General features: G+C 60.3%; 7 protein-coding genes. 4 read left to right on the top strand and 3 right to left on the bottom strand.

The features are described 5' to 3' along the window. Positions 1-7 precede the first annotated feature (7 nt). Positions 8-1,222, top strand: a complete 1,215-nt coding sequence (locus ED21_RS01015) for an argininosuccinate synthase (RefSeq protein ID WP_006831942.1) — start codon at positions 8-10, stop codon at positions 1,220-1,222. 944 nt (positions 1,223-2,166) lie between these two features. Then, positions 2,167-2,679 (top strand): septal ring lytic transglycosylase RlpA family protein, encoded by a 513-nt coding sequence (locus tag ED21_RS01010; protein WP_006831941.1) that lies wholly within the window; start codon positions 2,167-2,169, stop codon positions 2,677-2,679. Positions 2,680-2,711: 32 nt separating this feature from the next. Here ED21_RS01010 and ED21_RS14570 read toward each other — a convergent pair whose 3' ends face one another. Together ED21_RS14570 and ED21_RS15895 are read right to left on the bottom strand one after the other, a co-directional pair. After that, complete coding sequence (locus ED21_RS14570; protein ID WP_050784689.1) at positions 2,712-3,626, bottom strand: hypothetical protein; 915 nt, start codon at positions 3,624-3,626, stop codon at positions 2,712-2,714. Between the two features lie 454 nt (positions 3,627-4,080). Next, a complete protein-coding gene (locus ED21_RS15895; protein WP_006831938.1) occupies positions 4,081-4,212 on the bottom strand; it encodes a hypothetical protein in 132 nt (43 codons plus the stop codon). 120 nt (positions 4,213-4,332) lie between these two features. Here ED21_RS15895 and ED21_RS01000 point away from each other — a divergent pair, with 120 nt between their 5' ends. Beyond that, positions 4,333-6,048 carry an AIPR family protein gene (locus ED21_RS01000; protein WP_006831937.1) on the top strand — a complete coding sequence of 572 codons (1,716 nt, stop codon included), beginning with the start codon at positions 4,333-4,335 and terminating at the stop codon, positions 6,046-6,048. A 28-nt stretch (positions 6,049-6,076) separates the two neighbouring features. Here the strand turns inward: ED21_RS01000 and uvrA are convergent, their stop codons facing one another. After that, positions 6,077-9,004, bottom strand: coding sequence for an excinuclease ABC subunit UvrA (gene uvrA / locus ED21_RS00995; protein ID WP_006831936.1), 2,928 nt, complete (start codon positions 9,002-9,004; stop codon positions 6,077-6,079). Between the two features lie 204 nt (positions 9,005-9,208). Here uvrA and ED21_RS00990 point away from each other — a divergent pair, with 204 nt between their 5' ends. Beyond that, on the top strand, positions 9,209-12,571 hold the full coding sequence (locus tag ED21_RS00990; protein WP_006831935.1) for a type I secretion target repeat protein: 3,363 nt from the start codon (positions 9,209-9,211) through the stop codon (positions 12,569-12,571). Positions 12,572-12,829 lie beyond the last annotated feature (258 nt).

The following is a 12,829-nucleotide window of genomic DNA, read 5'->3' as shown; positions in this document are numbered from 1 at the left end:
GCTTCCCATGTCCGATATCAAGCGTGTCGTCCTCGCCTATTCCGGCGGCCTCGACACTTCCGTCATCGCCAAGTGGCTCGAAGTGGGGCGCGGGCTGGAAGTGGTGACCTTCACCGCCGATCTTGGACAGGGCGAGGAGATCGAGCCGGCGCGCGAAAAGGCCCGCGCCATGGGCATTCCGGACGAGCACATCTTCATCGAGGATCTGCGCGAGGAATTCGTGCGCGATTTCGTCTTCCCGATGATGCGCGCCAATGCGCGGTACGAGGGCGATTACCTGCTTGGCACCAGCATCGCGCGTCCGCTGATCTCCAAGCGCCTCGTCGAGATCGCGCATGAGACCGGCGCCGACGCCATCGCCCACGGCGCGACCGGCAAGGGCAACGACCAGGTGCGTTTCGAGCTGTCGGCCTATGCGCTCGATCCGGACATCACGGTGATCGCCCCGTGGCGCGAATGGGACCTGACTTCGCGAACCGCGCTGATCGCCTGGGCCGAGGCCCACCAGATTGCCGTGCCCAAGGACAAGCGCGGCGAGAGCCCCTTCTCGACCGATGCGAACCTCCTCCACACCTCGTCCGAGGGCAAGGTGCTCGAGGATCCGTGGCAGGAAACGCCCGACTACGTCTATTCGCGCACCGACCACCCCGAGGACGCGCCCGATACGCCCGAATATATCGAGATCGGCTTCGAGAAGGGCGACGGCGTGTCGCTGAACGGCGAGACGAAGAGCCCGGCGGAACTGCTGACCGCGCTTAACGATCTCGGCCGCACACACGGCATCGGCCGCCTCGACCTCGTGGAGAACCGCTTCGTCGGCATGAAGAGTCGCGGGATGTACGAAACGCCCGGCGGCGAGATCTACGCCCGTGCCCATCGCGGTATCGAGCAGATCACGCTCGATCGCGGCGCGGCGCACCTCAAGGACGAACTCATGCCGCGCTATGCCGAGCTGGTGTACAACGGTCTCTGGTTCAGCCCCGAGCGCGAGATGCTGCAGGCGGCGGTGGACCTCAGCCAGGAGAAGGTCAGCGGTACTGTTCGGCTGAAACTCTACAAAGGCAACGCCATGGTCGTGGGCCGCAAGTCCGACGCCTCGCTCTACTCCGAAGCGCACGTCACCTTCGAGGATGACGCGGGCGCCTACGACCAGAAGGACGCCGAGGGCTTTATCAAGCTCAACGCCCTGCGCCTGCGCCTGCTGGCCAAACGCGACCGGTAGGAGAATTTCGCGAGAAATCGTCTCGGAAGCGTAAAATTACGTGTCTGCGGTCGCGCACGCTCCGGAATTTGCGACGGAGCGTTGAGTTATCCACCCTCCTCCACCGCGAAAACCGGGGAAAGTGGATAAGTCGCGGTTTGACAGCTTGAAGAATCACCCGATCAGGCGCAGCTTCAAGTCATCGGAACGGCGAGGAAAGCTTCCGGTCTCGACGGTCTAACGACCTAAAAGACTTAGGAAATTCCGTAACCGGGAAGACGCAGCGGGATCTGTCCGCGTGCTTTTCGAGACCCTCGTGCCGAAGGCTTTTGCCGGACGCAAGGCGGGTCGATGACGGAAGTGCGAAGGTTTCTCGATGTGAGCCAGGCCAACCCGGCAGGATGGGCGAAGGTGGCGTCGTATAAAGGTCTTCGGACCGGAAGGCGATGTGACCGTTTGAGCCTCCCGCCACCAACGGAAGGCCAGGCTGCGGAACCGCCCGTTGAAGCGCGGCTGGGCCATGCAAGCGAGCGAACTTCGGTTCGTGACGCGGCAGAACCGGGCCGAGCGGAGGGTAGCTCCGGATGCCGGTGCGAGCGCCGGTGACAGAACCGGATGACCGTCTTCGGATGGCCAGAAGGGAAAACATCGGATGCCAAGTCTGCGTCCCTTGAACCTTGTGTTGAAGGAACTCGGCCACGCATCGGTGACAGTGGGGTCGGCAGCAATGCCGGCCCCATTTGCTTTTGGCCGCCCGATTTTCCCGCTGCACGCATCCGTCGATTCCTGTTCTGATGGTGCATGACTGGAGGCCCCCCAACATGCTGCGGAGGCGCCCATTCGCGCCTTGCGAGCATGCAAACCACGGCGAAACGTGGCCGAAACGGGGCAGTTTCCACCACGGTTAACGACTCTTCGCCAGGCCTCCCCTATATCGTTGCGAACCGAACGGGAGGTCCCATTTCATGGCCAATCGCGCGTTTCGCAGCATGCTCTTCCTTGCGGCCCTGGCGCTGCCCGGCACTGCCGGCCATTCCGAAGAGAACGAATCCACCGCCATCATCCAGCCCACGCTGACCGAGTATTTCGCCCCCTATCGCGAATTGCCGGACGCGCCCGAGCCCGGCCCCGAAGCGGTCGATCTCGACACCTTCGACCCGCCGGTCGAGGCCGTAGCTCCGGCGACTTCGCTGGGCAGCGGCGTCGCGTCCTATTACGGCAAGCGGTTCCACGGCCGCCGCACCGCCAATGGTGAGCGGTTCGACATGCACGGCTACACCGCAGCCCACCGGACCCTGCCCTTCGGCAGCCTCGTCCGCGTCACCAATCCCTCGACGGGCAAGAGCGTGACGGTGCGCATCAACGATCGCGGGCCGTTTACCCGCGGCCGCACGATCGACCTCAGCCGTGCCGCTGCCACGGAAATCGGCCTCATCGCCCGCGGTCACGGCACGGTCGAACTCGACCTGCTCGACTAGGGCGCTCGACTAGGGCGTCACGCCCTCACGCGTCACCAATCCTTCGCTTTGCGGAAGTGCGATCCGGCATTCTCGCCGCCGCCGGCGTTGCCGCCCTCCTCCCCCTCGCCGCCTTCCGCGACAACGAGCCACCAGTCCGCCACGCCCGCCTCGAAGGCGGCCATCTGCGCCATTTCGACATCGTCCGCCTCGTGCTCGTCCTCGTACCCGGCCAGTTCGGCATAGCAGGGCGCGTCCTTGGGCCGCGCGTCGTAGAAGCGCTCGAGCCGGTTGCCGAACCACTGGCAATCGGCCTGCGTGAGTGTGGCCTCCGGATCGTCGCATTGCCCTCCGCATTCCCTACAGGGTGGAACGGATGGAACACGGTCCTGGGGGAAACCTTGCGGCTGGGCTTCGAAAGCGCAGCTGTCGCCCCGCGACACCGGCTCGGCCCGAACGGAATCGGCGCCTGGAGCAACCCCCCGTTCGCACTGAGCCTGTCGAAGTGCAGCCCCCACACTAGCCTCCCCGCCCCTAAGCGCATCGATCACATCGTCGAGCACCGGCAGCGTCGCCGCCACCTCCTCGCGCTCCTCCAGCCGGTCGAGCCGCGCCAGGTGCGCCAGCAGCAGGCGGCTGTCATAGCGCCTGCGCCGCGCAACCTCCTCCCCGTGATAGAACACCGCCTCCTCCACCCCGTTGAGCGCGCGATCGGCCAGCGTCGCCTCGGCATGCGCACGCGCCGCGAGCAGCGCCGCATCCCACGCCTGCGCCAGCGCCGGAGAGGTCCGCCGCTGGCGATAGGCCGTCTGCGCGGAAATCCGCGCCGCCCGGCAGGCGAGCCGGACATTGCCGAACAGCTGGAGGTTCTGGAGGAATTCGGCCTGTCGCCGGGGCGAGAACACGGTGTGCCCTTCCGCGTGAGGACCGGCGGTGGGGGCGGGTTCGATAGTAACTATTGCGTTCATTGGCTCACCTCACGGGCTTGAGTGAACCGAACCAATTATACCGAGCCATGCATGTAGGACAGGGCCGAAACCGTCCGCGACCGGGGGACGGCAAGCGCGGAATCGGAGTCGCAGGCGGAGAAGGCGCGCAGCGCCAGCGCGCAAACGGGAAACGCGGGCGATCAGCGGCGGCGACGCAGGCGCGTGACCACCTCGCTCAGCAAGAAGGCCACCACGAGGGCGCTCAGGACGGATAGGAGGATGAAGAGCCAATCGGGCATAACGCAACCCCTGTACGATGGGCGGGAGCAATGCCGGCGGCTTCTCACGGTCGCCGGCGAGCCAGAACACGGGCCAGCGATGCGCACCTCCTAACAGGTGGAGGACGAAGCTGCGTTATCAATTGTTGTAGGACAGGAGTTACACGGGGGACGCAGCCTTTCAGACCCCCGCCGCCCGGCAGGAAAGCCGGACCCTAGGCGTTCCTTGGGCCGAACAGCTGGAGGTTCTGGAGAAACTCGGCCTGCGACTTGGGGCCGAAGATCGTGTGTCCCTCCCCATGAGGACCGGCGGTAGGGGCGGCTTCGATGGTGACGAGAGCGTTCATGGTTCACCTCATGGGTTTGAGTGAACCGGGTTAATTACACAGAAGTCTAAAAGTAGGATAACACAACAAGTTGAGCAACGCGCTCTTGCCATAGACGCTCGTTTTCTCAATAGGTTGGTGATGGATAAAGTCACCCAAGCAAATGTCTCAGAGTTTGCGTCATTGAACGACATCAAAGGCGACCAGAGCGCAAAATTTGAAGCCTACGCCAGTTATTGTGCGCTATCTGCTGTCTTAGAAGACACACTGGACCTAGAGACCATCACAACACGAGGCGGCGAGGATTGCGCTCTCGATGCAATTGCTATTGTCGCTAATGGCAACTTGGTGACCGACAAGTCGCAAATTGGCGACATAATCGCCAACAACAAATATCTAGATGTCCAATTTTTCTTCGTACAATCCACAACTAGCGCAACGTTCGAAGCGGCTAAAATCGACAACTTTTTCTTTGGAATAAAGGATTTCTTCAAAGAGAATCCGAGACTTCCGGCTAATGATGAAATCAAACGCGCACGCGAGATAAAAACGGAAATTTACGACTCTGCTGCCTACTTCAAGCGCGGCAACCCTGACGTGTTCTGTTATTATTGCACAACGGGCAATTGGGATTCCCAACCCAACGCTGTGGCTCGCGAGGAAAGTTTTGTCTCCGACCTAATAAGCACGAATTTGGTGGAACGGGTTTCTGTCAATATGCTTGGCGCTAGAGACCTGCAGCAGAATTACCGTCAAGCAAAGCATAGCTTACGAGTTGAGGTAAATATCCCTGATGTATTGCCTCTGCCAGAAATTCGTGGGGTCGATCAGTCCTTCCTAGGGATCATCTCAGGAACCGAATATCTCAAGATTATAACTGACGAACACGGCAATATTCGAAGATCCATATTCTATGATAATGTTCGTGATTATCAAGGGGGAAACAAGGTAAACCAAAAAATTGACGCCACTCTTAAGTCAGAAGAAAAACAGTCCTTTCCAATTAAGAATAACGGCGTAACTATTGTTGCCAAAGACCTTAATCGTGTCGGCACGAAATTCACCTTGACCGATTACCAAGTGGTGAACGGCTGCCAAACAAGTCATGTCATCTTCCTAAATGCCGACCAAATTGATGATAGCGTGACAATTCCAATACGAATTGTTTCGACATCTGACGATAATGTCACGAAGAATGTGATCGAAGCTACAAATAGCCAGACCGAGGTTAGCGACGAGCAAATTCGGAGTCTTTCTGACTTCCAGAAGGTTCTTGAGGATCACTACGAGACCTACGAAGGCGACAGAAAATTATATTATGAAAGGCGCTCGAAGCAGTACGCTTCTGAGAGCGGCGTAGAAAAAACACGTATCGTTTCTGTACCGCAACAAATTAAAGCGTTTTCAGCGGTCTTTCTTGAGGATCCCCATAGGGCTAGTAGATATTACGCGACTCTGCGGAAGATCCATGAGGATACACTCTTCGACAAGAGCCATCTGTATGAACCCTATTATACCTCATCCTACATGGCTTATCGGCTCGAATTCCTCTTTCGCAACAACCTCCTTTCGACGGGATATAAGGCTGCTCGCTGGCACATCCTAATGGCGGCGCGGGCAATCTCGACACACACAACGGCCATTCCATTTTTGAACTCGCGAAAGATCAAACAGTTCTGCGACGTCATCTTAGATGACATGGAAGATATCGACAAAGCGTCGGAAACATTTTCTCTAGCCGCGACCACGGTTGAGACAGCGTTGATGGCAGGCGGAAAGAGTATTGAGCGAGATGAAACTCGTGACCAAGACAGTACCGATCTTGTTAAGAACGCACTCAAAGCGATGTTAAAATGAGTACATCCATCCGACCCAAGCCGATTAGCTACTCCGCAGCCTCCCGCTGCCGCTCGGCGCTCTTGGCCAACATCGGCTTGAGATACTGCCCCGTATAACTCCCGCTCACCTCCGCAACCTCCTCCGGCGTACCCTGCGCCACGACCTCCCCGCCTCGCACGCCGCCGCCCGGCCCGAGGTCGAGGATGTGGTCGGCGACCTTGATGACGTCGAGATTGTGCTCGATGACGACGACCGAATTGCCCTGGTCCACCAGCCTTTGCAGCACTTCGAGGAGCTTCCTCACATCCTCGAAATGGAGGCCCGTGGTGGGTTCGTCGAGGATGTAGAGCGTCTGGCCGGTGCTGCGCTTGGACAGTTCCTTGGCCAGCTTCACCCGCTGCGCCTCGCCGCCTGACAGCGTGGTCGCCTGCTGGCCGACCTTGACGTAGCCCAGCCCCACCTCGTTCAGCATGTGCATCTTGTCGCGGATCGGGGGGACGGCCTTGAAGAAGCCTTCCGCATCCTCGATCGTCATGTCGAGCACGTCGGCGATGGAGTGGCCCTTGAACTTCACCTCCAGCGTTTCGCGGTTGTAACGCTTGCCGCCGCATTCCTCGCAGGTGACGTAGACGTCGGGCAGGAAGTGCATCTCGATCTTGATCAACCCGTCGCCCTGGCACGCCTCGCAGCGGCCGCCCTTGACGTTGAAGCTGAAGCGGCCGGGCTTGTAGCCGCGAGCTTTCGCTTCGGGGAGGCCGGCGAACCAGTCGCGGATCTGGGTGAAGGCGCCGGTGTAGGTCGCCGGGTTGGAGCGCGGGGTGCGGCCGATGGGCGACTGGTCGATCTCGATCACCTTGTCGCAATAGTCGAGGCCGGTGACCTTGTCGTGCGCGCCCGCCACGATGCGCGCACCGTTCAATGTGCGCGCGGCGGAGGCGTAGAGCGTGTCGATGGTGAAGGACGACTTGCCCGAGCCCGAGACGCCGGTGATGCAGGTAAAGGTGCCGAGCGGAATGGAGGCGGTGACGTTGTTGAGGTTGTTCGCCCGCGCGCCGTGGACGGTTAGCTTGTGGCCATTGCCCTTGCGGCGGATCTGCGGGACGGCGATCTCGCGCCGCCCGGTGAGGTAGTCTGCGGTGAGCGACTTCTTCGACTTGAGCACCTGCTTCAGCGTGCCCTGCGCCACCACTTCGCCGCCATGCACGCCCGCGCCGGGGCCAAGGTCGACCACGTGGTCAGCGGTGCGGATCGCGTCCTCGTCATGCTCGACCACGATTACGGTGTTGCCGAGATCGCGGAGGCGCTTGAGGGTTTCGAGCAGCCGGTCGTTGTCGCGCTGGTGGAGGCCGATGCTGGGCTCGTCGAGCACGTAGAGCACGCCCGAGAGGCCCGAACCGATCTGGCTGGCGAGGCGAATACGCTGGCTTTCCCCGCCCGACAGCGTGCCGCTGGTTCGGTCGAGGTTGAGGTAGTCGAGCCCGACATTGTCGAGGAAGCCCAGCCGTTCGTTGATTTCCTTGAGGATGGCAGTCGCGATCTGCCGCTGCGTGTCGTTCAGCGCATCGGGCAGGCCGAGGAAATAGGCCTTGGCATCGGCCACGCTCATCTTGGTGGGAGTGGCGATATCCGTACCGTCGATCCTCACCGCCAGCGCCTTTTCGTTGAGACGCTTGCCATCGCAGGTCTCGCACGGCTGCGCGGTCTGGAACTTGGCCAGCTCTTCGCGCATCCAGGTGCTCTCGGTCTGGAGCATGCGGCGGTTGAGATTGCCGATCACGCCCTCGAACGGCTTCTTCACCGTGTACTGCTTGCGCCCGTCCTTGAAGGTGAGCGGGATGGCGCGGCCCTTGGTGCCATAAAGGATGATGTCGCGGATTTCCTTGTCGAATTCCTCCCACGGGGTGGTAAGATCGAACTCGTATTCCTTTGCGAGGCTGGCGAGCACCTGCATGTAATAGGGGCTCGGCGGATTGCTCTTGGCCCAGGGGACAACGGCGCCCTTTTTGAGGCTGAGCGCTTCGTTGGGCACGACGAGCTGCGGGTCGAACAGCTGCTTTTCGCCGATCCCGTCACAGGTCGGGCAGGCCCCCTGCGGCGCGTTGAAGGAAAACAGGCGCGGCTCGACTTCCTCGATGGTGAAACCTGAGACCGGACAGGAGAACTTTTCGCTGAACACGATGCGGTTCGCGGGGATGCCCGCCCCCTTCATCGCGCCGCCAGCCTCGCCCGCGCCCTCGCGGCCCGGCACCACGCCGTCGGCGAGGTCGACATACGCCAGTCCCTCAGCCAGCTTCAGCGCGGTCTCGAAACTGTCGGCGAGGCGCGTTTCCAGCCCTTCCTTCACCGCAAGCCGATCCACCACCACTTCAATGTCGTGCTTGAACTTCTTGTCGAGCGCGGGCGCTTCCTCGATCGGGTACATCTCGCCATCGATGCGCACGCGGGTGAAGCCCGCCTTCTGCCACTCGGCCAGTTCCTTGCGGTATTCGCCCTTGCGCCCGCGCACCACCGGCGCGAGGAGATAGAGGCGCGTGCCTTCGGGCAGCGCCATCACCCGGTCGACCATGTTTGAGACCGTCTGCGCCTCGATCGGCAGGCCGGTCGCGGGCGAGTACGGCACACCCACCCTCGCCCACAAAAGGCGCATGTAATCGTAGATCTCGGTCACCGTCGCCACGGTCGAGCGCGGATTGCGGCTGGTGGTCTTCTGTTCGATCGAAATGGCGGGAGACAGCCCGTCGATATGCTCGACATCGGGCTTCTGCATCATCTCGAGGAATTGGCGCGCATAGGCCGACAGGCTCTCGACATAACGCCGCTGCCCCTCGGCATAGATCGTATCGAACGCGAGGCTCGATTTCCCCGAGCCCGACAGGCCCGTGATGACGATAAGACTGTCGCGCGGCAGGTCGATATCGACGCCCTTGAGATTATGCTCGCGCGCGCCGCGGACGGAGATCTTGGTAAGTGCCATGGAGGAAGCGTGTTCCGCAAATGTTCTGTGGTGTCAAGCGAGTGCCTACCCGTCCAACAGACGCAGCGGCGAAGTGTGCCGAAATCTGGTGTCGAACGCGGAAAATTCAACGCCCCACCCAATTGGGTGGGGTCACAATCAATGAAGAGCGATAGCAAGTTCCAGGTGTGCTATGGCGCACAAGGATAATGTGGGGGTTTTTCAATGCCGGTCGTCACCGATTTTACTGCGCTTCTGAGCGGCGCATCCATGAGCCGTGCGCCGGGTATCGGTGCTTTTTTCACCTATTCTTTTCCCTCGGAAATCCCGGATTATATCCTTGAGAGCCTGACCCCCGAACAGATTGCCTCTTTCCAGCAATTCTCTCAGGCCTATCAGGAGCTCGCTCGCCAGGCGATTGCGGAGTTCACCGAGGCAAGCGGCCTCGTTGCCTTCGAGGTGCCCGATGGCATGGGCGACATGAACTTCATGATCTTCGACCTCGCGTTGTTCTCTGTCGCAGGCGGGCAGGCGGCGGGTTTTGCCAATTATCCGACGACCGGCGATTGGGCCGACGCTTCCGATGTCTACATCGACGACGAGATCGGCGAGGAGAATTATTACCTCCTACTCCACGAAATTGCGCACGCCCTAGGGCTCGAGCACGGATGGGAAGGCACCAATGTCTTCGACGCATCGGTCGACACGGCGGAATTTTCCATCCTGTCCTCGAATGGTGCGATCGGGTTCAATGGCACGTTGGAAGCTTTCGATATTCAGGCGATCCAGTACATGTACGGAGACGCCAGCGCCGACGGGAATTCGGTTTCGTCCTGGTATTGGAACGACCAGGCGCACATCCTGACGCAGGTGGGGCTTGCTGGAGCTGATACGCTTCGAGGCGTGGGTGCCGACAACATCATCTACGGGGCGGACGGCGACGATGTCATTTATGGACGGGACGGGGCCGACGCATTGTATGGAGGAAACGGGGATGACACGGTTTCCGGTGGCGCAGGCGACGATGAAATACGCGGCGGCGAAGGCGCTGACGAGTTATTCGGAGAAACAAGCAATTTAACGTCGGGTGACGACCGGATCTTTGGTGACGCCGGTGATGACTATATCGACGGGGGCAATGGCGAAGACCTGATCCTTGGTGGCACGGGAGCAGATCGTATCTTCGGCGGAACTGGTCGCGACATACTTTATGGAAACAGCAACGCAGACTCCCTGTATGGCGGTGCTGGCGCGGATGTTCTTTATGCTGGCGATGGCGATGATTACGCGGACGGAGGGGACGGGAACGACGTCATGCGCGGCGGCGCAGGAAACGACCAGTTATACGGAGAGCGCGGCTCCGGCGAAACCGGAAATGACCAAATTTTCGGAGAGCTAGGCAACGATGCGCTTTACGGACAAGAGGGCGACGATTGGATTTCCGGCGGACTTGGCGCCGATACTATACAGGGCGGAAATGGCGACGACCTGCTTTTCGGGAACGAGGATCGGGATACACTTCTCGGAAACGCCGGCGATGATACACTTTATGGCGGAGGCGGTGACGATTATTTACAAACCGGCCTAGGTATCAACCTCGCTTATGGCGGCGCCGGGGCGGATCAATTCTGGCTCGATGAGGGCAACGGATCGCTGTACGGTGGCGAGGGAGACGATTTCTTTTCGGTGTGGTTTTACGATGATGTGAGTTCGGCCCACATCGATGGCGGGTCAGGTTTCGATCGCCTGACCATCAATTTCGAGAATATGGGCGTTTCTGGGCTCAGCCTTCACATGTCCGATTTGAGCGATCTGCGTATTACCAGGACGGGGGTCGAGTATTTGCGGTTACTTTCGACCGCGGGTGATGACATCATCTACGATGATCTCTCCCTTGAATCGAGCTTGATATACGCTCGCGATGGAAATGACACCGTATATCTTGCCGGCTGGGATTTCGAGGATCCCGGGACGTCCAATTCCGATTATTTCACGTCATCCCATCAATTGAGGGCCGGGAGTGGCGATGATCTTATCTACATCGGACATGCAGGGACCAGTATCTGGGGCGAGGATGGCGCTGATACGTTCATCCTCCTGTCAGCGTTTGCGAATAACCAGGAATACCTCGAATGGCCCTCGATCCGGGATTTCACGGGAGGGGTCGACACGCTTGACCTATCGGCTGTCGCAATTTGGGACATCGAGCTTGCGAATGATATTCTGACGGGGCGGACCGAAGCCGGTGCCTTCAAGATGTGGGTGCAGGGAGACTTTGAGCTAACCGACATCAGCTTCATGGAAGGGCTTGGCGCGAACATTCGCGGCGGTGCCTTCGAAAACACATTGTACGGCTCCGCCAACGCGGACTTGCTGGAGGGATTGGAAGGAGGTGATAGTCTTCACGGAGGTGCTGGGAACGACGTGCTTGTCGGGGATGATCGTCATCCCAATGCCGACCTGATTGACGGCAACAACGAAATTGACGGGGGCCCGGACTATCTCAACGGCGGTGCCGGGGACGATCGGATGTATGGCGTTGTCGGGAACGATCAGCTTTACGGCGGCGACGGCAACGACCGGCTCGAGGGCGGCGAAGGCAACGATATTCTGCATGGCGGCGCAGGAATCGACACGGTCCGATACGTCACCGCGACGAGCGGCGTGCGGGTCAATCTTTACGTGACAGGTGTGTGGCAGGACACCCAAGGAGCTGGCAACGACCAGCTTAACTCCATCGAAAATTTCGACGGCTCCGATTTCGCCGACACGGTCGCCGGGACGGTTTTCTCCAACGTAATCGACGGCCGCGGCGGAGACGACCTGCTGAAAGGCGGCATGGGGAACGATGCCCTCAAAGGCGGCGATGGCGACGACCAACTCGAAGGGTATATCGGCGACGACGTGCTGCGCGGCGGTTCGGGCAGCGATGTGATGATCGGCTGGACCGGCTTCGACCTCATGTTCGGCGACGGCGGCGACGATTACATGAAGGGCAACAACGGAACCGACCGGATGTTCGGCGGGACCGGCAATGATATCATCGAAGGCGGCAACCAGACCGACTATCTCTTTGGCCAGCAGGGCAACGATATCCTTCTCGGCGACGATGGTGACGATTTCATGCAGGGCAACGTCGGCACCGACACGCTCCATGGCGGATCCGGCAACGATCGTCTCGACGGCAACAACGGCAACGACATCCTGCGCGGCGGGGATGGAAACGACATTCTCACCGGAAGCTGGGGCGTGGACACGATGACCGGCGGCACGGAGGCGGACACCTTTCTGTTCAAGTCCGGCCACACCGGCAGATTCGCGACCAACGCCGACACGATCCTCGACTTCTCGAGCGAGGACGGCGACCGGATCGACCTGTCGCAGATCGACGCGGTCGCGGGCGGCGGTGACGACGCATTCGCCTTCATCGGCGATGCGGCCTTCAGCGGGACAGCGGGCGAGCTGCGTTTCTACGCCGGCGACACCGGCGTGTACGTGGTCGGCGATACCGATGGCGACGGAGTTGGCGACCTCTTCATCGCGCTCGAGGGCGTGACCGATCTCACGACGGCCGCTTTCGTCCTGTAAAACTGATGGCCGCCCAGCTCCGCGCTCCGAAGCGGGCGCAGGCGGGAGGCCCCTGCTCTTTATATTGCGCCTAAATGGCAACAATCGCTCGCTTTTCCGGATGAAGCGATCATTTGCTGTAGCCCGTTGCCCTTTGCAACGTTATCGCCCGCATCGGGTCGCTGTGCCCCGTTCACGCTGTCACATCGGCACGGTTTCTCAACCGGAAAGCGGGTTTCACATCGAAGTATTGAATTGATTTGTTCGCGACGCAAGCCG

Source organism: Erythrobacter sp. SD-21 (genome assembly GCF_000181515.1).
In the GTDB taxonomy this organism is placed as follows: Bacteria; Pseudomonadota; Alphaproteobacteria; order Sphingomonadales; family Sphingomonadaceae; genus Qipengyuania.
This window is presented reverse-complemented; position numbering and strand designations above follow the sequence as displayed.